We start from the raw sequence: 19,778 nt of genomic DNA, 5'->3' as shown, positions 1-19,778 counted from the left end.
GCCATGTCCACGACGACCACCGCCCCCGCCCGCGCGGTCGCGCCGCGCCGCCCGTCGGCCGCGCGGGCCCTGCGCCGCCTCACCCTCACGGAGGGACGCCTGTTCCTGCGGGACCCGTCGAACGCGTTCTTCGCGATCGCCTTCCCCGGCCTGCTGCTCATGGTCCTCGGCCTCGTGATGCCGTGGGCGGACCAGCCCTTCGACGTCGACGACCCGATCCTGTCGCAGTTCACGGCCATCACCGGCTACACGCCGACGGTCCTGGCGCTCGCGATCGGCACGGTCGCGTTCACCACGTTCCCGACGACGATCGCGACGTACCGCCAGCGCGGCGTGCTGCGCCGGCTGTCCACGACGCCCGTCCCGCCGACCCGCGTGCTGGTCGCGCAGGTCGCGGTCAACCTCGCGGCGCTGCTGGTCGCGGCACTGCTCGCGTTCGTGCTGGGCGTCGTCGTGGTGGGCGTCGAGGCGCCCGAGCAGCCGGTGCTCGTGGTCGGCGCGTTCGTGCTGTCGGTGCTCGCCGCGTTCGCGGTGGGCTCGCTCGTCGCGGCCGTCGCGCCGACCGGCCCGGCGGCGAACGGCATCGGCGCGACCGTCTACTTCCTGTCGCTGTTCTTCGCGGGCGTGTGGCTGCCGCTGCCGCTCATGCCCGACGTCGTGCAGACGATCGCGCAGTGGACGCCGCTGGGCGCCGCCGCACAGGCGATGTCCGCCGCGTGGTTCGGGCAGCCGTTCCCGGGGGTCGAGCTGCTGGCGCTGGCCGTGTGGGCGCTCGTCGGGATCCCGCTGGCCGCGCGGCTGTTCCGCTGGTCGTGACCACCTGAGGGCTCCCGGAGGGGGGAGCGCGACGGCCCGTCGGGGAGGTGCCCGGCGGGCCGTCGTCGTGGGAGGGGCGTGGGAATGCGTCGACATGCGCCCGGTGCTGTGGTCGCGCTCCCACCCGAAAGGTTTAGGAGTCTGGACGGCCCCTGTGCGGTTGCGGATGGTTGGCCCGACCTGCCCGACGTGCACCCCGAGCCGCCCGCATCGCCGCGGACACCGGCCCGGGGCCAGGCCGGGCAGGAGTGCACCTCCGCCACCGTCCCGCGCGTGCCCGCACGGGACCCGGTGGGCACGCCGGCGCGACGTCGCGCGGGCAGGCCCGCACACCACGAAAGGTACGGACGATGTCGTCAACGACCCGTCGGCGATCCGCCTGGGTGGCTGTAGCCACCGTAGGCGTGTCGTCGTTCCTGGCGACCGCGGGGATCACCCCCGCGCTCGCTGCGGCCGGAGCGGGCTTGCCCGCCACGGTCACCGTCCCCGCGGCGTCGCCGGTGCGCGCCGCCGTCGACGGCGAGTACGCGCAGCGCTTCCTGGCCCAGTACGACAAGATGAAGGACCCGGCCAACGGGTACTTCAGCGCCCAGGGCATCCCGTACCACGCCGTCGAGACCCTCATGGTCGAGGCGCCCGACTACGGCCACGAGACGACCTCCGAGGCGTACTCCTACTGGCTGTGGCTCGAGGCCCTCTACGGCCAGGTCACCCAGGACTGGGCACCGCTCAACCACGCCTGGGACACGATGGAGAAGTACATGATCCCCCAGTCGGTGGATCAGCCCACGAACTCCTTCTACAACCCCAACTCGCCGGCCACCTACGCGCCCGAGTTCAACCACCCGAGCTCCTACCCGTCGCAGCTCAACAGCGGCATCAGCGGCGGCACGGACCCGATCGGCAACGAGCTCAAGTCGACCTACGGCAACGCGGACGTCTACCAGATGCACTGGCTGGCCGACGTCGACAACATCTACGGCTTCGGCGCCACGCCGGGCGCGGGCTGCGAGCTCGGCCCGACCGCGACCGGCACGTCCTTCATCAACACCTTCCAGCGCGGCCCGCAGGAGTCGGTCTGGGAGACCGTCCCGCAGCCGTCGTGCGAGGAGTTCAAGTACGGCGGCAAGAACGGGTACCTCGACCTGTTCACCAAGGACGCGTCGTACGCGAAGCAGTGGAAGTACACCTCGGCGTCCGACGCCGACGCGCGTGCCATCGAGGCCGTCTACTGGGCCAACCAGTGGGCGACCGAGCAGGGCAAGGCCGCCGACGTCGCCGCGACCGTGGCGAAGGCCGCCAAGATGGGCGACTACCTGCGCTACACGCTCTTCGACAAGTACTTCAAGAAGATCGGCTGCACCTCGCCGTCCTGCGCGCCCGGCCAGGGCCGTGAGGCCGCGCACTACCTGCTCTCCTGGTACATGGCGTGGGGCGGCGCGACCGACACCAACGCCGGCTGGGCGTGGCGCATCGGCTCGTCGCACGCGCACTTCGGCTACCAGAACCCGCTCACCGCGTGGGCGCTGTCGACCGACGCCAAGCTGACGCCGAAGTCGCCGACCGCCAAGTCCGACTGGTCCGCGTCCCTGCAGCGCCAGCTCGAGTTCTACACGTGGCTGCAGGCGTCCAACGGCGGCATCGCCGGTGGCGCGACGAACAGCTGGGACGGCGCCTACGCGCAGCCCCCGGCCGGCACGCCCACGTTCTACGGCATGGGCTACACCGAGGCGCCCGTCTACGTCGACCCGCCGTCGAACCGCTGGTTCGGCATGCAGGCGTGGGGCGTGCAGCGCGTCGCCGAGCTCTACTACGCGTCGGGCAACGCCCAGGCGAAGAAGATCCTCGACAAGTGGGTCCCGTGGGTCGTCGCGAACATCTCGACCGACGGCGCCAGCTGGAAGGTGCCCAGCGAGCTCAAGTGGACCGGCAAGCCGGACACCTGGAACGCCGCGTCGCCGACCGGCAACCCCGGCCTGACCGTCGAGGTCACGTCGTACGGCCAGGACGTCGGCGTCGCCGCCGACACCGCCCGCGCGCTGCTGTTCTACGCCGCCAAGTCGGGCGACACCGCGTCGCGCGACAAGGCCAAGGCACTGCTCGACGCCATCTGGGCCAACAACCAGGACCCGCTGGGCGTGTCCGCGGTCGAGACCCGCGGCGACTACAAGCGGTTCGACGACACCTACGTCGCCAACGGTGACGGCATCTACATCCCGTCCGGCTGGACCGGCACGATGCCCAACGGCGACGTCATCAAGCCCGGCGTGTCCTTCCTGGACATCCGCAGCTTCTACAAGAAGGACCCGAACTGGAACAAGGTCCAGGCGTACCTCGACGGCGGCGCTGAGCCGCAGTTCCGGTACCACCGGTTCTGGGCCCAGACGGCCGTGGCCGGCGCGCTCGCGGACTACGCGCGCATGTTCGACGACGGCACCACCACGCCGGACACCACGCCCCCGTCGGTCCCCACGGGCCTGCAGGCGGGCCTCGTCACCTCGACCGAGGCGACGATCACCTGGACGGCCTCGACGGACGACACCCGCGTGGCGTCGTACGACGTGTACCGCGGCACCACGAAGGTCGGCTCGGCGACGACGACGTCCTTCACCGACACCGGCCTGACGGCCTCGACGGCGTACTCGTACACCGTCCGGGCGGTCGACGCGGCCGGCAACGTGTCCGCGGCGTCCTCGGCGCTCGCGGTCACCACGAAGGCGACGCCGTCCGACACGACGGCGCCGAGCGTGCCGTCGATCCTGTCGAGCGCGAGCACGACGAACAGCGTGACGGTCGTGTGGTCCGCGTCGACGGACAACACGGGCGGCTCGGGCCTCGCCGGGTACGACGTGTACCGCGGCACGACCCGCGTCGGCCAGACGACCGGCACGACGTTCACCGACACCGGCCTCACCGCCGCGACCGCGTACCAGTACTCGGTCCGGGCGCGTGACGTCGCCGGCAACGTGTCCGCCGCCTCGACGGCCGTCACGGTCACCACGAAGTCCGACACCACGCCGGACACGACCGCGCCGAGCGTCCCGACGGGCCTCACCGCCACCACGGTCGGCGAGACCAGCGTGACCCTCACGTGGAACGCGTCCACCGACACCGGTGGCTCGGGCCTCGCGGGCTACGACGTCTACCGCGGCACGACGAAGGTCGGCTCGCCGACCTCCGCCACGTACACCGACAGCGGCCTGACCGCCGCGACGGCGTACCAGTACACCGTCCGGGCACGGGACGTCGCGGGCAACGTGTCCGCCGCGTCGAGCGCCCTGTCGGTCACGACGAAGTCGGGTCAGCAGACCGGCTCGTGCAAGGTCACGTACAACGCCAGCAGCTGGAACAACGGCTTCACCGCCTCGGTGAAGGTCACCAACACCGGCACGACCGCCCTGAGCAGCTGGAGCCTCGGCTTCTCGTTCGCCAACGGTCAGAAGGTGCAGCAGGGCTGGAGCGCGAACTGGACGCAGTCCGGGTCGACGGTGACCGCGACGAACGCCGCGTGGAACGGCACCCTGGCCCCCGGTCAGAGCGTCGACATCGGCTTCAACGGCTCGCACTCGGGCACGAACACCAACCCGACGGCGTTCACGCTCAACGGCGCGGCCTGCAGCTGACGCCACCCGCACGACACCGAGGCCGGTCCGGGCACGTCCCGGGCCGGCCTCGGCCGCGTCGGTGCGCGTCGGTGCGCGTCGGTGGGCGGGCCGTGCGCGGGCCGTTCGCGTGCCGGGCGACGGCCGGAGGCCGGCAAGGCGTGGACGTCAGTCGGGCGGGTGTCGGGTGGACGGGCCGACGACGGTGGGGTTGTCCCTACCCCCACCTCGGGGGTGGGCGTGCTGTCGACGAGGGGTCGCCGACGCCTAGGTTCGACGACATGGCCACTCCGACCGTCCCGCCCGCACCGGGCGCACCGCCGCACCAGCCGCCGGCACCCGCCGCGGCGCGCGCGTCCGGCCCGTCCGCCGCGACCGCGCCGTCCCCGGCCAGGCCCGCGGCTCCGACGACCACCGACGACGCGCGCGTCGTCGCCCCGGCGTTCTTCTCGGGGCAGGCACTCCTGCGGGCCCCGGGCGACGCCGCCACGTGGCGCGCGGTCGCGCAGGTCGCGATCGGCTGGCCGTGGCTCCTGACGTTCGGGATCCTCGCGCTCGTCTGGACGCTGACCTCCGCGGGACTCGTCGCCGCTTTCGGCGTCGGCCTGCCGATGCTCGTCGGCGGGCTGGTCGCGGGGCAGTGGTTCGCCCGTGCCGAGCGCGCCCGCGTCGCCGCCCAGACGGGTGTCGTCGTCGGCGCCCCGACCTACCGCCGCGGCCCCCGGCCCGGGTGGTGGCGTTGGGGCACGTGGTGGGCGGTCCTGTCGGACGGCCGCCGCTGGGCGCACCAGGTGTACGCCGTCGCCGGCCTGGGCGTCTCGTCGCTCGGGTGGGCGCTCGTCTTCGGCCTCGCCGGTGCGGGCGTCGGTGCCGTCGCGTTCCCCGGCTACGGGCACGGCTCGGTCGTCGACGACTGGTTCGGCCTCGCGTGGCCGCTCGTGATCCTCGTGACCGTGCTCGGCGGCGTCGCGCTGCTGTGGCTCGCCGCGCTCGCCGCGCAGGCCACCTCGCTCGTCACCGTGCGCCTGGCCCGCGCGCTCCTCGGCCCGACGGCCCAGTCCGAGGCGCTGGTCGAGGCCCGCGCGGCCGTCGACCGGGCCGAGGTCCGCGCCGAGCAGCTGCGCGAGACCCGGACCGCCGCCGTCGGCGCGGCCGACGAGGAGCGCCGCCGCATCGAGCGCGACCTGCACGACGGCGCCCAGCAGCGGCTCGTCGCCCTGGGCGTGGAGCTCGGCGCGGCCAAGCGTGCCGCGACCCGCGACCCCGAGACCGCCGCCGCTGCGCTCGACCACGCGCACCGGGAGGTCAAGGAGACCCTCGCCGAGCTGCGCGACCTGGTCCGCGGCATCCACCCGGCCGTCCTCACCGACCGCGGCCTCGACGCGGCGCTGTCGGCGCTCGCCGCCCGCACACCCGTGTCCGTCACGGTCGACGTGCCGACGCCCGAGACGCTCGCGCTCGCCCCCGCCGCCACGCAGGCCGCCGCGTACTTCGTCGTCGCCGAGGCGCTCACGAACGTCACCAAGCACTCGGGCGCGCAGAGCGTCCTCGTGGAGGCGACGGTCGTGCAGGGCGCGACCGGACCCGCGCTCCGCGTGGTCGTCGCCGACGACGGCAAGGGCGGCGCGACCGCCACGCCTGGCAGCGGGCTGGACGGACTGCGCAGCCGTGTCGCCGCGCTCGACGGCACGTTCGACCTCGACAGCCCCGCCGGAGGCGGGACCCGGCTCACCGTGGAGGTGCCGTGCGCATCGTGATCGCGGAGGACTCCGTCCTCCTCCGGGACGGCCTGTCCCGCCTGCTCGAGGCGGAGGGCCACGACGTCACCGGCTACCCGACGGCCGACGAGCTCGTCGCCGCACTCGGCACCGGGACTGCCGGCGACGACCTGCCCGACGTGGTCGTCACCGACGTCCGGATGCCGCCCAGCCACACCGACGAGGGCCTGCGCGCCGCCGTCCACCTGCGCAGCCTCCACCGCCGCCTGCCGATCCTCGTCCTGTCGCAGTACGTCGAGCAGCGGTACGCCGCCGAGCTCTTCGCGGGCGACGTGCGCGGCCTCGGGTACGTGCTCAAGGACCGCGTCGCGGACGTGGAGGAGTTCCTCGACGCCCTGCAGCGCGTGGCCACCGGCGGCACCGTCATCGACCCCGAGGTGGTGGCCCAGATCCTCGCCCGCACCCGCAGCACCGGCCTGGAGACGCTCACGCCCCGTGAGCGCGAGGTGCTCGGCCTCATGGCCGAGGGCCGGTCCAACACCGCGATCGCCGAACGCCTCGTCGTCGGGCTGCCCGCCGTCGAGAAGCACGTCACGTCCATCCTCACCAAGCTCGGCCTGCCGCCCGACGCCGACGACCACCGCCGCGTGCTCGCCGTCCTGCGCTGGCTCGAGCACGGCCCGACCGCCGCCCAGCCCGGCCCGGTCGTCACGCCGCCCGGCGGCGTCGGCACCGGCCGCCCCACGAACGGAGCACGCGCATGACCGCCACCCTGCAGCAGCCGCCCGTCACCCCCGTCGGCCCGCCGCCCGCCGACCCGACCCGCACGCCGCTCGGCCGCGGCCTGCTGTGGACCGGGGTCGCCCTGGGCGTCGCGACCATCGCGTGGGGCGGCGTCCAGGTCGCCGACCTCGCGATGTCGAGCACCGAGCGTGCGAGCGCCACCTACGACGCGGCCGAGGTCGTCGAGCTCGTCGCGGACGGTCGCGTGTCCGTGTTCGCCGGTGACCAGGACCTGGTCGACGTCGAGCGCATCGCCCGCAGCGGCTTCTCGTCGCCCACCTACTCCGTGCAGCAGCGCGGCGACCGGCTGGTCGTGCGGCACGAGTGCGGCTCCTGGTTCGGCGTCTGCACGGGCGCGCTCGACGTGCACGTCCCGCGCGACACGCACGTCGTGGTCCGGACGTCCAACGGCGACGTCCTGGCACGCGGCCTGGCCGGTGACCTCGAGGCGCGGACGTACGACGGCCGCGTCGAGGCCGACCGGATCACGGGCGACGCGCAGCTGCACTCGAGCAACGGCGACGTGATCGTCACCGACGTATCCGGCGACGTCACCGCGCGGACCTACGACGGCCGGATCGACGCGCAGGGCATCGGCGGCCGCATCGAGGCCGTGACGAGCAACGGCGACGTGCAGGTCGGCGACGTGGGCGGCGACGCGGTCGCCCGGAGCAGCGACGGGAGCATCGAGGTCGCGGGCGTCCAGGGTGACGTCGAGGCCGCCACCAGCAACGGGGACGCCACGGTGTTCGGCACCGGCGAGCCCGTCGCGCTGACGATCTCCACGTCGAACGGCCGCCAGACCGTCGAGGCTCCGACCGACCCGTCCGCGCCGCGCACGGTGCTCATCCGCAGCTACGACGGCCACGTGTCGTACCTCGCCCCGCGCTGACGACCGCCCGCACCCGCGGGCATGACGAGAGGCCCGGACCGGCATGATGCCGATCCGGGCCTCTCGTGTCTGTCGGGGTGGCGGGATTCGAACCCACGACCTCTTCGTCCCGAACGAAGCGCGCTACCAAGCTGCGCCACACCCCGTGGAGCCTCGTAAGGATAGCCGACGGATGCCGTGAGGACGAAACTCGGTCCGCTCGTGGGGCTTGCTCACCTGATGTTGTAGCAGTAGCCCGTGAATCCGGTGCCGTCGGCGTTCTTGCCCGGCACGAGGAGCTTCGCCTGCGTGTTGGCGCCGTAGATGCCGTCGGCCTTCAGGCCGTAGGACGCCTGCACCTGCTTGAGCGCCGTCTCCGTCTGCGCGCCGAACCACCCGTCGACGGTGATCGGCTCGCGATAGCACAGGTTGAGCGCCGACTGGAGCTCCCAGACGGCGCTGTAGGACGCCTGGAACCCGAGGCGCATGACGACCACCGGGTTGCTGCCGTTCTTCATCCAGCACGAGGAGAGGCCGACCATGTCCGCGGACGGCGGGGTGATGTACGGGCCGTATCCCGTGGCGCGCGGGTAGGCCTGGTAGTGGCACTCCGGGACGGCTGCGCTCGACGCGGTCGCCGTGGCCGCCAGCGAGCCGGCGGCGAGCACGCCGACGGCCAGTGCTCGGGTGAGGGTGCGCAAGAGTCGTGTCCGCGGTCGGACTGCGGTCTCGGTCGACATCGGGCCTCCTTGCCTGGATCCGCCGACGGCGGGGCGTCGTGGTCGCCCGGCCGGAGCCGAGGCGACAGTCAGCGCGAGTATGACGGGTATGACAAGTCCGCAAAACCCTCATCCAACTGTGATTCAGATCACATCGCATTGCTCGGACATGTCCCTGCGAATTCCGCCAGAGTCCCCGTGTCCGCCGACGGGAGACGCGTCCGGGCGGGTCGCACGAGGGGGGCGTGCGAGGAGGAGCTCGACGTCGAGCCAACCGGGGGCGTGCGTCGCCGCCCTGTGCGTGATCCGTCGCAGGAACGGACCACAGGCAGCCGCGTCGACAGCAGCGGCGATCACCGCACACCCGCGACGGCCGCACCTCTCGGGCTGGCGCGGTCGCGGGGCGTCGACCGACGCGCCGCCACGACAGAGCCGTCCCGCCTGGGACGGAGAAGGAGAGCGACATGCACATCTCTCGCTGGGCACGAACCGTCGCCGTTGCACTGGTGGTCGCCGGGGCGACGACGGTCGCCGCATCCGCACCGGCGTCGGCGGCGCTGCCCGTCTGCAACGCCGCCGCTTGGGTCTCGGACATCAAGGGACACGGCCAGTTCGGGCGGGAGTTCCGGCGCTACCAGCCGCTCCGCAACGACGTGGTCCACTTCAACCAGTGCTACCTGGCGGTCGGGACGCGGGGTGAAGCGGTGCGTGCGCTCCAGGTCGCCCTCAACGCGTGCTATTCGCGAGGGCTGGTCGCCGACGGCATCTACGGGACGAAGACGCGCGACGCGCTCGCGGCCGTCCAGCGGTCGCTCGGCCGGACCGCCGACGGCCAGTTCGGCCCGGACACGGAGTACTGGATGCGGTTCCCCGACTACTGGTCGTCCGACGGCACCTTCGCCGGGTGCGAGTCGAGCTGGGAGCGCCGGTAGTCGTGGCCGTTCGCCGGCGGACTCTCGCTCGACGACGTGCGAGGGCCGCCGGCGGCAGCACTAGGCGGCGACGAAGCTGAGCAGCGTCGCCTCCGGGCGGCACGCGAACCGCACGGGGGCGTAGGGCGACGTGCCCAGCCCTGCGGAGACGTGCAGCCAGGACGACCCCGCGCCGCCCGGGCGGTCCGGGCGCGGGCCCGGCCAGCCGTGCAGGCCCTTGGCCCGGCGCGTGTCGAGGTCGCAGTTCGTGACGAGCGCGCCCCACAGCGGGAGCGCGAGCTGGCCGCCGTGCGTGTGGCCCGCGATCGTCACGTCGGCGTCGTCGGCGTGCATCGCGTCGAGCACGCGGCGGTAGGGCGCGTGCGTGACGCCGAGGTGCAGGTCGACCGGCGTCGAGCCCGTGCGGGCGTCGTCGTCCCCGCCCGCCGCGGGGAAGCGGTCGCGGTCGAGGTGCGCGTCGTCCGTGCCGACGAGCGACAGGACGCGCCCGTCGACCTTCACGACGTCGCGGCGGTTCGACAGGTCGATCCACCCGGCGGCGGTGAACCGGGCGACGAGCTCACGCCACGGCAGCTCGACGGGCTTGACCGGACCGGCGCCGCGCGAGTCCGGCAGGAGGTAGCGGGCGGGGTTCTTGGGCCGCGGCGCGACGTAGTCGTTCGACCCGAGCACGAACACGCCCGGCCGGGCCAGGTGCGGCTCGAGCGCCTCGAGGAGCGCCGGCATGGCGTCGAGGTGCGCCCAGTTGTCACCCGTGTCGACGACGAGGTGCGGGTCCAGGGACGCGAGGTCGCGCACCCAGTCGACCTTGCGGCGCTGCCCGGGCGTCAGGTGCAGGTCCGACAGGTGCAGCACCCGCAGCGGGTCCTGCCCGGTCGGCAGCACCGGCACGGTCACCTCGCGCAGCGTGTACCACTGCGCCTCGACGACCGACCAGGCGAGCGCGCCGGCGCCGAGGACCGCCGCGGTGCCGAGCGCGCGTCCGACCGTCACGGCTGACCGCGGCCGTTGCCGTTGCCCTGCCCCGGACCGCCACCTCCGCCGGGGCCGCCCCCCGGACCACCGGGCCCGGGCTGCTGACCGCCACCCTGACCGTTCGACAGCTTCAGCGTGATCGTCGCGCCCTTGGTCGCCTGACCGGACGGGCTCTGCTCGGCGACGAGGCCGGCGCCGACGCTCGACGCCACCTGCTGCCCGTCGACGCGGACCTTGAAGCCGCGCTGCTCGAGGATCGCGCGGGCGTCGCCCTCGCTCCGACCGATCACGCTCGGCACGTTGACCTTCTCGCCGAACACGAGCTTGTCGTCGGGTGCGGCGAAGCCCGGGTTGTCACCGCCGGCGAGCGCCTGGACCATGAACCGCTTCCAGGTGGGGGCCGACACGGTCGCACCGAACGCACGGTCGACCCACTTGCTGCCGACGTACATCCGCTTGACCTGGCGCTTCGACTCCTTGGGGTCACCGAGCCACACGGCGGTCGCGAGGCGCGGCGTGTAGCCGACGAACCACGTCTGCTCGTTCTCGGAAGTCGTGCCGGTCTTGCCGGCGGACGGGAACGGCGGCGCGCCGACGCCGTCGGCGGTGCCCTGCCAGACGCCGCTCAGCGCGAAGTTCATGGTGTTGGCGACGCGCGGCTCGATCGCCTGGTGGCAGTCGGCCGCGGGGACCGGCAGCGGCGCGCCGTTGGTGTCGGTCACGGCCGTGATCGCGACCGGGTTGCAGTACACGCCGCCCGACGCGAAGGCGGCGAATGCCGCCGCCATCGTCAGGGGTGCGACCTCGTCCGTGCCGAGCACGTTCGACGGGTTGAGCCCGGGGCCGCTCGTCCCCGCCTTCAGCCGCTCGTTGAGGCCTTGGTCGGACGCGCGCGGCTTCGCGATGTGCACGCCGATCGACGAGGCCGTGTCCGCGACGTCGCACATGTCGAGCTCCATCGCCATCGACAGGTAGGCGAGGTTGACCGAGTTCCGCGTGGCGTCGAGCACGGTCATCATGCCGCCGTTGCCCTCGGAGTTGTTCGGGCTCCAGGGCTTGTTCTTCGACCACGGCGAACCGCAGACGGGGAACTGGTTCTCGTTGATCTGCCGCTTGGCGCCATTGACGACCTCGTACAGGCTGTGGCCGTTCTTGAGCCACGTGAGGAGCGTGAACGGCTTGTACGTCGAACCGGGGTTGAAGCCGCTCGACGCCCCGTAGGCGAAGTCGGTGTTGAAGTTGACCGGCTCCTCGCCCGGGTTGGCGGCGACCGGTGCGTAGATGCGGTTCTGCGCCATCGTGATGATCTTGCCGGTGCCCGGCTCGACGCTGACCAGGGTGTGCCCCAGGCGGCTGGAGTCGTCCACGGGAACGGCGGCCTTGACCTCGGCGTCGGCGATCGCCTGCTTGCCCGGGTCGAGCGTCGTCGTGATCGTCAGGCCGCCCTTGTACAGGAGCGCCCGGCGCGTCGCGGCGTCCGCGCCGAAGGTCTCGTCGTTGACGATCACCTTGGTGACGTAGTCGCAGAAGTAGCCCGAGCCGGGGACCGCGTCGCTGGCGGCGACGCACCCGACGCGCAGCGCGTGCACGTTGAGCGTCGCCTCGACGGGGGTCGCGAGCCCGGTCTGGAACTCCTCGTCGGTGATGTAGCCCTGGTCGTGCATGGTGAGCAGGACGGTGTCGCGACGCTCCTTCGACACGACCGGGTCGCGCACGGGGTCCCAGTGGGTGGGGCTCTGCGTGACGCCGGCGATCGTGGCCGCCTGGAGGTAGTTGAGGTCCTTCGCGGGGATCCCGAAGTAGTACTGCGCGGCGGCCTCGGCGCCGTAGACCTTGATGCCGAACTGCGCGATGTTGAGGTACTTCTCGAGGATCTCGTCCTTCGTCATCTGCTTCTCGAGCGCGATGGCGAGCTTCGCCTCCCGCAGCTTGCGGGCGTACCCCTCGGGACCGTCGGCCTCGGTCGCGGCCTGCATCGCCGCGAGCCGCTCCGCCTCGGTCTCCTTGGTGGCGGCGGCCTGGATGAGCACGTTCTTGACGTACTGCTGCGTGAGCGTCGACGCGCCCTGCTGGCCGTCGTCGGCGCCGCCGAGCGCACCCTTGACGGCGGCGCGCAGCATGCCGGGCGGGTCGACGCCCGCGTGCTGGTAGAACCGCTTGTCCTCGATCGCGACGACCGCGTGCTGCAGCTGGATCGAGATCTCCGACAGCGGGACGACGACGCGGTCCTCGCTGAAGAACGTCGCGAGCAGCGTGCCGTCCGCCGCGAGGATCACGGACTTCTCGGGCAGCTGGGTCGGCTCGAGCTCGGTCGGCAGGTCGTCGAACGCGGTGACGGTGAGGTCGGTGACCTCGTCGGCGACGGCGACCCCGGGCAGCACGAGGCCGGCGGCGAGCACGCCGCTGACGCCCGCGACGAGCACGAACGACAGCAGGAGCGCCAGGGCCTGGAACGCGTTGACCTGGCGGCCCCGCGCGCGCGGAGGATGCGGCATGGCGACAGGGTAGTCGGGGCGCCTCAGAAGCCCGTCTTCCTGGGCCTCGAGGGGCGCGACCTGCACCGGACCTGCACACGTCGCGGACTGGTCGAGCGTCCATCTGGCGAAATGACCCGTTAGGAGTCTCGCCAGACGGACGCTTGACCGACTAGTTTCCCCGCAGGACACGGGTGCCCGCGGCACCCGTCCGTCTTCTCTGGAGGGTGAGTGGCAACCGTCACGCTGGACGCGCACTGGACCGCGATCGCCGCCTGTGGCACGGGCAAGCTGTCACCGGACGCGCTCTTCGTCGAGGGCGCGGCCCAGCGGGAGGCGCGCTCCGTGTGCACCGGCTGCCCCGTCCGGCTGGAGTGCCTCGCCGACGCGCTCGACAACCGCATGGACTTCGGCGTCTGGGGCGGGATGACCGAGCGTGAGCGGCGTGCGCTGCTGCGCCGCCGCCCCGAGGTCCGGTCGTGGCACGCCGAGCTCGTGGGCATCGAGACGGGCGTCCTGCCGGTCCGGTGAGAGCGCTTGCACGGCACCGTCGCCGTGCACGTCGAGGGCCCGTGGACGGCCCGACGACCGGCCGTCGGCCGCGCCTCGTCCCGCTAGGGTGAGCGCATGGCGACGCAGCAGTGGGAGTACGCGACGATCCCCCTCATCATCCACGCGACCAAGCAGATCCTGGACCAGTGGGGCGCCGACGGGTGGGAGCTCGTCCAGGTGATCCAGGGCCCGGACGCCGGCCTGGTCGCCTACCTCAAGCGCCCGAAGCAGGCCTGATGGGCGTCGCCGCCCGGCTGGCCGAGCTCGGGCTCGAGCTGCCGACGGTCGCCGCGCCCCTCGCCGCGTACGTGCCCGCGCTGCGCGACGGCGACACCGTGTGGACGTCCGGGCAGCTGCCTTTCGTCGCCGGAGCGTTGCCCGCGACGGGCAAGGTCGGCGACGGCGCGGGCCTGATCGCCCCTGACGAGGCCGCCGGGTACGCCCGGACCGCCGCGCTCAACGCCCTGGCCGCCGTCGCGGCGGCCGTCGCCGCGGACGGTGGTCCGACCGGCGCCGACGCGCTCGACCGGGTCGCGCGCGTCGTCAAGGTCGTCGGGTTCGTCGCGAGCGACCCGGCCTTCACCGGTCAGCCGGGGGTCGTCAACGGCGCGAGCCTCCTGCTGCACGAGGTGCTCGGCGACGCCGGCGTGCACGCGCGCTCCGCGGTGGGCGTCGCGGTGCTGCCCATGGACTCGCCCGTCGAGGTCGAGCTCGTCGTGCGCCTGCGCGACTGACCTGCCGGCCGCCCGCGGGGAGGCGACGTGACCCCGCCCGCCGCGTTGCGCGGAGACGACGTGACGCCCTCCGCCGCATGCGGGGAGACCAACGGCCCCGGTCCTGTCGGACCGGGGCCGTCGCACGTCGTGTCGCGGGGTGGCTGCCGTCAGCGCGCGCGGCGCTCCAGGCGGTCGATGTCGAGCAGGACGACGGCGCGTCCCTCGCGCCGCACCCAGCCGCGCGCGGCGAAGTCGGCGAGCGCCTTGTTGACGGTCTCGCGCGACGCGCCGACGAGCTGCGCGAGCTCCTCCTGCGTGAGGTCGTGCGCGACGCGGACGCCCTCGTCGACCTTCTCGCCGAACCGGGTCGACAGGTCGAGCAGGGCCTTGGCGACGCGGCCGGGCACGTCGGAGAAGACGAGGTCGGCGAGCGCCTCGTTGGTGCGCCGCAGGCGGCGTGCGAGCGCCTGCAGCAGCTGCTGCGCGACCGACGGCTTGTCCTGGAGCCACTTGATGAGGTCGGCGTGGCCGAGCTCGAGCACCTCGGCGTCGGCGACGACCGTCGCGGTCGCGGTGCGCGGGCCCGGGTCGAACAGGGACAGCTCGCCGAACATCTCGCCGGGACCGAGCACGGCGAGGAGGTTCTCGCGGCCGTCGTTGGAGCGTCGTCCGAGCTTGATCTTGCCGTCGCGCACGACGTACAGCCGGTCCCCGGGCTCGCCCTCGTGGAACAGCGTGTCGCCACGCACGAGGTGGAGCTGCTTCATGGTCGCGACGAGCGCCCCGGACGTCTCGACGTCCAGCCCCGCGAAGAGGGGGGCTGCCAGCACGATGTCGTCCTCCACCGTGGCTCCTTCCTTCCCGGCCCGACCCGACGGTCACCGGCCTGACGACCGCGCGCGAACCGTCTGGCTCGGTGGCGGTACCCGTCCGGCGTCCTGGTCTCGGGCACCGGCCATCTCACAGTTTGCCGTACGAAGGGCCTCAGCCCCGACCGATGGGCTCCTGGAGGCATGCGGTGGTCGCCTCGGGGTCGAGCGCGAGCCGCGTGATGAGCTGGTCCGTGGTGTCCGAGAGCGCCGACGTCACGCCCGCCTCGTACCGCGCGAGCTGCTCGTCGAGGGCGCGCAGCTCGTCGAGCGCCGCGAGCTCGTCGGCCGGGGTGCCGGTGAGCACCGCGGCGAGCTCGGCAGGTCGGGGCACGTCCACGCCGACGTCGACGGGGAGCTGGAAGGCGACGTCCTCGCCGAGCGTCTGCGGGCGTGCGACCTGCGCGACGGCCAGGTCGAGCCGCGCGCGCACCAGCCGGCGCCACCACCCGACGCGCGCACGCTCGGCGCGCAGCGCGCGGCGGTCGAGACGCAGGTCGCGCACGCGCTGCTCGGTGGGTGCAGTCATCGGGATGAGCCTCCAGGTCCTCATCCCGTCGTTCGGCGTGCGGGGGCCGCGACTTGAGCCGCGCGCGCGACCAGTTCGTCCGCAGGTCAGCGCGTTGGGCCGACGGGGCGACGTGCGCTGGGCCGAGGGGGCGACGTGCGCTCGGCCGAGGGGGCGACGTGCGCTCGGCCGAGGTGGCGACGTGGGACCGGGCGGGCCGCCCGGCGGCTGTCACCGGTGCGGCCTACGCTGCCTCGCGTGAACGACACGCCGGGCACCACCGAGACGCCCCTCGCACGGACCCGGCGCGCCCGTCGGGTCGACCGCGCGCTCGCCGTCCGCTACCCGGACGCCCGCTGCGAGCTCGACTTCACGTCGCCGTTCGAGCTGCTCGTCGCGACCGTGCTGTCGGCGCAGACCACCGACGTGCGCGTCAACCTGACGACGCCGACGCTCTTCGCGCGGTACCCGGACCCGGCGGCGCTCGCCGCGGCCGACCCCGACGAGCTCGAGGAGATCCTGCGGCCGACGGGGTTCTTCCGGGCCAAGGCGCGCGCGGTGACGGGCCTGTCGGCGGCGCTCGTCGAGCGGCACGGCGGCGTCGTGCCGCACCGGCTCGAGGACCTGGTGAAGCTGCCCGGCGTCGGGCGGAAGACGGCGAACGTCGTGCTCGGCAACGCGTTCGGCATCCCGGGGATCACGACGGACACGCACGTGCTGCGGCTGTCGCTGCGGCTCGGCTACACGACGAGCGAGGACCCGCTGGTCGTCGAGCGCGAGCTGGGGGAGCTGCTGCCGCGCAAGGACTGGACCATGGCGTGCCACCGGCTGATCTTCCACGGGCGGCGCACGTGCTTCGCGCGCAAGCCCGCGTGCGGCGCGTGCCCGGTCGCGGCGTGGTGCCCGTCGGCGGGCATCGGGGAGAACGACCCGGTGCGCGCGACGGCGATGCTCAAGGGCTGAGGCGCGACGCCTCGGCTCACGGGCCGACGGGCGGTCCGGGGCCTCAGGGCTCGGCCTGGGACCTCTCGGGCTGGACCGGCGCGTCAGGGGCTGACGAGCGCCGTCTCGGAGAGCCAGTCGAGCAGCACCTCGGACACGACGTCCGGGGCCTCGTCAGGCAGCCAGTGGCCCGCGGACGGCACGAGCTCGTACCGGTAGCGCTCGGCGACGAGCGCCTTCGTGGAGGCCGACAGCGGCGCGTACGTCGCCGGTCGCAGCCCGTCGCGCCCGCCGTGCACCTGCAGGACCGGCAGGGGCCGGGTCTGCTCGAGCGCCGCGTGGTAGCGGCGGCCGTCGAGCCGCGGCATCGACCGGACCAGCCAGCGCAGCTGCTCCATCTGGCTGTGCGCCGCGAACGGCACCCGGACGGCCTCGCGGTACTGCTGCTCGGTCGCCGCGTCGAGCCACCCGGGCGCGCCGCCCCACTCGGTCAGCAGGGTGCGGACCAGGTCGCCGCGCTGGAGCGCGCGCTCGGGGAACGACGGGAGCTGCGCGAACGCGAGCCGACGCCACGCGCCGGCCCGCAGCGCGGTGCGCGGGTGGCCGTGCACGTCGAGCGGGTGCGGGGCGCCGAGCGCGGCCACGGCCTGCACGAGGTCGGGCTGCAGCGCCGCCATCGCCCAGGCGATCTCGCCGCCCGTGCCGTTGCCCACGACGATCGCGCGCGACGCCCCGAGCGACCGGACCACGCCTGCGACGTCCGCGGCGAGCGTCGGGACGTCGTACCCCTGCGGCGGCTTGTCGGACGAGCCCGTGCCGCGCACGTCCATCGCCGCGACGCGGTACCCGGCGTCCGCGAGCGCGGGGATCTGCCGTCGCCAGGCCCACCAGAACTGCGGCACGCCGTGCAGCAGCACGACGAGAGGCGTGTCGCGGTCGTCGGGACCGGAGACGGTGACGTGGAACCGGGCGCCGTTCGCGGCGACGAACCGGTGCCGCCACGGTCCCTCGATCAGGAGCGTCGCGGAGTCGACGGTGCTCATCGGAGCCGAACCTACCCGCTGGCGGGGGTCCCGTGGGCGTCCCGGCGGGCGGACGCGTGGTGCAGGTCCCGCTGCCACAGCGCCAGACCGCCCGCGCACGCGGCGACGAGCGAGCCCGCGAGCACCGCGACGACGACGTGCTCGTCGTGCGCGCTGCCGGCCCCGAACGCGAGCTCGCCGACGAGCAGCGACACCGTGAACCCGATGCCGCCGACCAGCCCGACGGCGAGCACGTCGGCCCAGCCCAGCCCGGGCGCGAGCGACGCGCGCGTGAACCGCGCGACGAGCCACGTCGCGCCGAGGATGCCCAGGGGCTTGCCGACGACGAGCCCGAGCGCGACGCCCTGCGCGACGGGGTCGGCGACGGCGTCCCGGACGACCGCCGCGCTGAACGTGACACCGGCCGCGAACACCGCGAACACGGGGACGGCGAACCCGGCGGACACCGGCCGCCAGCGGTGCTCCCACCGCTCGGCGAGCGACTCGGCGGGCGTCTCGCGCAGGCGCAGCGCGCGCCGCGTGGCCTCCGGCGTCGCGGGGACGACGAGCCCGAGCAGGACGCCCGCGATCGTCGCGTGCACACCCGACGCGTGCATGAGCGCCCACGCGAGGACGGCGAGGGGGAGCAGCAGCCACGGGGTCGTCACGCCGCGCGCCAGAGCGAGCGCGAACAGCGCGACGACGACCAGCGAGGCCGCGAGCGTGAGCAGCGCGACGTGGTCCGTGTAGACCACGCCGATGACGATGATCGCGAGCAGGTCGTCGACGACTGCGAGCGTCAGCAGGAACGCCCGCAGCGCGTTCGGCAGCGACCGGCCCACGACCGCGAGCACCGCGACCGCGAACGCGATGTCGGTCGCGGTCGGGACGGCCCATCCGGTCGGGTCGCCGGCCGGTGCGCTCAGGTTGACGGCCAGGTAGAGCGCCGCCGGGACGAGCATGCCGCCCACCGCCGCGACGATCGGGACGACCGCGGTCCGTGGGTCGCGCAGCTCACCCGCGACGACCTCGCGCTTGAGCTCGAGACCCACGACGAAGAAGAAGATCGCGAGCAGCCCGTCCGTCGCCCACGCGGACACCGACAGGTCGAGGTGCAGGGCCGCGGGACCGACGACGGTCGTCGAGACGGCCTCGTACGACGACGGCGACAGGTTGGCCCACAGCAGCGCGACGACCGTGCCCACCAGGAGCAGGACGCCCCCGGTGCGCTCCTCGCGGAGCGTGTCGAGCAGGTTGCGCTCGCCGCCGGGGGTGAGGGCGGCGAACAGGCGAGGGGCGGGACGACGGGTCACGGGCGACCTCCGGGCGCGACAGCAGGACTGCCGACCAGACTTCCCGGCGCACCGCGGACCAGGGTAGCGGTGCGTGGCGGGCGGGCGCGGGGGGCGCCCGCGAGCGGGGGGCGCGCGTGGCGACGGTGGGACGGGTGCACGACGGCGCCGCCGGACGACGGAGCCGCCGGACGACGGAGAAGCAGCGTGAGAGGTCGGCCGGGGCCGCCGCCGTCAGGCGTCCGCGGGGGCCGGGACGTCGGGGCGGTCGTCGACCGTGGCGCGGCGGTCCTTCGGCGGGTCGAACCGGTAGCCGACGTTGCGGACCGTGCCGATGAGCTGCTCGTGCTCGGGGCCGAGCTTCGCGCGCAGGCGACGCACGTGGACGTCGACCGTGCGGGTGCCCCCGTAGTAGTCGTAGCCCCAGACCTCCTGCAGCAGCTGCGCCCGCGTGAACACGCGGCCCGGGTGCTGCACCAGGTACTTGAGGAGCTCGAACTCCTTGTACGTGAGGTCGAGCGGCCGCCCGCGCAGGCGGGCCGTGTAGCCGCCCGCGTCGATCGTGAGCTCGCCGGACGAGATCTCCTGCGGGGCGTCGTCGTAGCCGGCCGTCGCCGCGCGCTCCATGACGAGCCGGAAGCGGGTCTCGACCTCGGCCGGGTTCGCCGACTCCAGGATGATGTCGTCCGCACCCCACTCGGCCGTGACGACCGTCAGGCCGCCCTCGGTGAGGACCAGGACGAGCGGCACCGTCAGACCGGTGGCGCGCAGCAGCCGGCACGTCGTGCGGGCCGTGACCAGGTCACGGCGTGCGTCGAGCACGACGATGTCCGCGTCCGGGGCGTCCACCAGGGCGGACGGTTCGACCGGGAGCACCCGGACCCGGTGCGACAGCAGACCGAGCGCCGGGAGCACCTGAGCAGAGCCCCCGGACGCGGGAGTGAGCAGCAGCAGATCTGCCACGTGGAACCTCCTCCCCGCGTGCGA

18 protein-coding genes and 1 tRNA gene are annotated in these 19,778 nt (G+C 73.7%); 10 read left to right on the top strand and 9 right to left on the bottom strand.

Features of this window, described 5'->3' with window-relative positions:
* Nucleotides 1-3: 3 nt before the first annotated feature.
* The 5 genes from GXP71_RS14305 to GXP71_RS14285 all read left to right on the top strand — a co-directional run bounded on the left by GXP71_RS14305 (nt 4) and on the right by GXP71_RS14285 (nt 7,811).
* A complete protein-coding gene (locus tag GXP71_RS14305) occupies nt 4-816 on the top strand; it encodes an ABC transporter permease (protein WP_162353197.1) in 813 nt (270 codons plus the stop codon).
* A gap of 350 nt (nt 817-1,166) precedes the next feature.
* Nucleotides 1,167-4,439, top strand: coding sequence for a glycoside hydrolase family 48 protein (locus GXP71_RS14300; RefSeq protein ID WP_162353196.1), 3,273 nt, complete (start codon nt 1,167-1,169; stop codon nt 4,437-4,439).
* Nucleotides 4,440-4,699: 260 nt separating this feature from the next.
* Nucleotides 4,700-6,175 carry a histidine kinase gene (locus GXP71_RS14295; RefSeq protein WP_162353195.1) on the top strand — a complete coding sequence of 492 codons (1,476 nt, stop codon included), beginning with the start codon at nt 4,700-4,702 and terminating at the stop codon, nt 6,173-6,175.
* The gene (locus GXP71_RS14290) at nt 6,163-6,900 is read left to right on the top strand and encodes a response regulator transcription factor (RefSeq protein WP_162353194.1); all 738 of its coding nucleotides are present in this window, start codon (nt 6,163-6,165) and stop codon (nt 6,898-6,900) included. Before GXP71_RS14295 ends, GXP71_RS14290 begins: the two co-directional genes overlap by 13 nt.
* The gene (locus GXP71_RS14285) at nt 6,897-7,811 is read left to right on the top strand and encodes a DUF4097 family beta strand repeat-containing protein (protein ID WP_162353193.1); all 915 of its coding nucleotides are present in this window, start codon (nt 6,897-6,899) and stop codon (nt 7,809-7,811) included. Before GXP71_RS14290 ends, GXP71_RS14285 begins: the two co-directional genes overlap by 4 nt.
* Nucleotides 7,812-7,883: 72 nt before the next feature.
* Here GXP71_RS14285 and GXP71_RS14280 read toward each other — a convergent pair.
* Nucleotides 7,884-7,957 (bottom strand) — tRNA-Pro (locus tag GXP71_RS14280).
* A 66-nt stretch (nt 7,958-8,023) separates the two neighbouring features.
* Nucleotides 8,024-8,491 (bottom strand): peptidoglycan-binding protein, encoded by a 468-nt coding sequence (locus GXP71_RS14275; RefSeq protein WP_162353192.1) that lies wholly within the window; start codon nt 8,489-8,491, stop codon nt 8,024-8,026.
* Nucleotides 8,492-8,973: 482 nt separating this feature from the next.
* On the opposite strand from GXP71_RS14275, the gene GXP71_RS14270 reads away from it, so the two are divergent.
* Nucleotides 8,974-9,441: a peptidoglycan-binding protein gene (locus tag GXP71_RS14270; protein WP_162353191.1), complete on the top strand. Its 468-nt coding sequence runs from the start codon at nt 8,974-8,976 to the stop codon at nt 9,439-9,441.
* 60 nt (nt 9,442-9,501) lie between these two features.
* Here the strand turns inward: GXP71_RS14270 and GXP71_RS14265 are convergent, their stop codons facing one another.
* Both GXP71_RS14265 and GXP71_RS14260 read right to left on the bottom strand, forming a co-directional pair.
* Nucleotides 9,502-10,434, bottom strand: coding sequence for a metallophosphoesterase (locus tag GXP71_RS14265; protein ID WP_162353190.1), 933 nt, complete (start codon nt 10,432-10,434; stop codon nt 9,502-9,504).
* Nucleotides 10,431-12,911: a transglycosylase domain-containing protein gene (locus tag GXP71_RS14260; RefSeq protein ID WP_162353189.1), complete on the bottom strand. Its 2,481-nt coding sequence runs from the start codon at nt 12,909-12,911 to the stop codon at nt 10,431-10,433. Before GXP71_RS14260 ends, GXP71_RS14265 begins: the two co-directional genes overlap by 4 nt.
* A gap of 210 nt (nt 12,912-13,121) precedes the next feature.
* On the opposite strand from GXP71_RS14260, the gene GXP71_RS14255 reads away from it, so the two are divergent.
* The 3 genes from GXP71_RS14255 to GXP71_RS14245 all read left to right on the top strand — a co-directional run bounded on the left by GXP71_RS14255 (nt 13,122) and on the right by GXP71_RS14245 (nt 14,176).
* Complete coding sequence (locus tag GXP71_RS14255) at nt 13,122-13,421, top strand: WhiB family transcriptional regulator (protein WP_304515688.1); 300 nt, start codon at nt 13,122-13,124, stop codon at nt 13,419-13,421.
* Nucleotides 13,422-13,517: 96 nt separating this feature from the next.
* The gene (locus GXP71_RS14250; protein ID WP_124342304.1) at nt 13,518-13,679 is read left to right on the top strand and encodes a DUF4177 domain-containing protein; all 162 of its coding nucleotides are present in this window, start codon (nt 13,518-13,520) and stop codon (nt 13,677-13,679) included.
* Nucleotides 13,679-14,176, top strand: a complete 498-nt coding sequence (locus GXP71_RS14245; RefSeq protein ID WP_202924254.1) for a RidA family protein — start codon at nt 13,679-13,681, stop codon at nt 14,174-14,176. The genes GXP71_RS14250 and GXP71_RS14245 overlap by 1 nt, the downstream gene beginning before the upstream one ends.
* A gap of 149 nt (nt 14,177-14,325) precedes the next feature.
* Here the strand turns inward: GXP71_RS14245 and GXP71_RS14240 are convergent, their stop codons facing one another.
* Both GXP71_RS14240 and GXP71_RS14235 read right to left on the bottom strand, forming a co-directional pair.
* Nucleotides 14,326-15,003 (bottom strand): Crp/Fnr family transcriptional regulator, encoded by a 678-nt coding sequence (locus GXP71_RS14240; RefSeq protein ID WP_162353188.1) that lies wholly within the window; start codon nt 15,001-15,003, stop codon nt 14,326-14,328.
* A gap of 139 nt (nt 15,004-15,142) precedes the next feature.
* A complete protein-coding gene (locus tag GXP71_RS14235; RefSeq protein WP_162353187.1) occupies nt 15,143-15,556 on the bottom strand; it encodes a hypothetical protein in 414 nt (137 codons plus the stop codon).
* A 237-nt stretch (nt 15,557-15,793) separates the two neighbouring features.
* Between GXP71_RS14235 and nth the strand changes: the two genes are divergently transcribed.
* Nucleotides 15,794-16,498, top strand: a complete 705-nt coding sequence (gene nth / locus GXP71_RS14230; protein WP_162353186.1) for an endonuclease III — start codon at nt 15,794-15,796, stop codon at nt 16,496-16,498.
* Nucleotides 16,499-16,581: 83 nt separating this feature from the next.
* Here nth and GXP71_RS14225 read toward each other — a convergent pair whose 3' ends face one another.
* The 3 genes from GXP71_RS14225 to GXP71_RS14215 all read right to left on the bottom strand — a co-directional run bounded on the left by GXP71_RS14225 (nt 16,582) and on the right by GXP71_RS14215 (nt 19,754).
* Complete coding sequence (locus GXP71_RS14225) at nt 16,582-17,520, bottom strand: alpha/beta fold hydrolase (protein WP_162353185.1); 939 nt, start codon at nt 17,518-17,520, stop codon at nt 16,582-16,584.
* Nucleotides 17,521-17,531: 11 nt separating this feature from the next.
* Entirely contained in the window at nt 17,532-18,812 is a 1,281-nt protein-coding gene (nhaA, locus tag GXP71_RS14220; protein WP_162353184.1) for a Na+/H+ antiporter NhaA, read from the bottom strand.
* Nucleotides 18,813-19,025: 213 nt separating this feature from the next.
* Nucleotides 19,026-19,754, bottom strand: a complete 729-nt coding sequence (locus GXP71_RS14215) for a response regulator transcription factor (protein WP_162353183.1) — start codon at nt 19,752-19,754, stop codon at nt 19,026-19,028.
* Between the last annotated feature and the right edge of the window lie 24 nt (nt 19,755-19,778).

Source organism: Cellulomonas sp. H30R-01 (genome assembly GCF_010119915.1).
Taxonomy (GTDB): domain Bacteria; phylum Actinomycetota; class Actinomycetes; order Actinomycetales; family Cellulomonadaceae; genus Cellulomonas; species Cellulomonas algicola.
This window is presented reverse-complemented; position numbering and strand designations above follow the sequence as displayed.

What these genes read in the sequence shown, in the direction of transcription:
- GXP71_RS14295 (WP_162353195.1), top strand. Translation starts at nt 4,700, where the DNA reads ATGGCCACTCCGACCGTCCCGCCCGCACCGGGCGCACCGCCGCACCAG.
- GXP71_RS14260 (WP_162353189.1), bottom strand. Translation starts at nt 12,911, where the DNA reads ATGCCGCATCCTCCGCGCGCGCGGGGCCGCCAGGTCAACGCGTTCCAG.
- GXP71_RS14300 (WP_162353196.1), top strand. Translation starts at nt 1,167, where the DNA reads ATGTCGTCAACGACCCGTCGGCGATCCGCCTGGGTGGCTGTAGCCACC.
- GXP71_RS14250 (WP_124342304.1), top strand. Translation starts at nt 13,518, where the DNA reads ATGGCGACGCAGCAGTGGGAGTACGCGACGATCCCCCTCATCATCCAC.
- GXP71_RS14270 (WP_162353191.1), top strand. Translation starts at nt 8,974, where the DNA reads ATGCACATCTCTCGCTGGGCACGAACCGTCGCCGTTGCACTGGTGGTC.
- GXP71_RS14225 (WP_162353185.1), bottom strand. Translation starts at nt 17,520, where the DNA reads ATGAGCACCGTCGACTCCGCGACGCTCCTGATCGAGGGACCGTGGCGG.
- GXP71_RS14285 (WP_162353193.1), top strand. Translation starts at nt 6,897, where the DNA reads ATGACCGCCACCCTGCAGCAGCCGCCCGTCACCCCCGTCGGCCCGCCG.
- GXP71_RS14235 (WP_162353187.1), bottom strand. Translation starts at nt 15,556, where the DNA reads ATGACTGCACCCACCGAGCAGCGCGTGCGCGACCTGCGTCTCGACCGC.
- GXP71_RS14305 (WP_162353197.1), top strand. Translation starts at nt 4, where the DNA reads ATGTCCACGACGACCACCGCCCCCGCCCGCGCGGTCGCGCCGCGCCGC.
- GXP71_RS14245 (WP_202924254.1), top strand. Translation starts at nt 13,679, where the DNA reads ATGGGCGTCGCCGCCCGGCTGGCCGAGCTCGGGCTCGAGCTGCCGACG.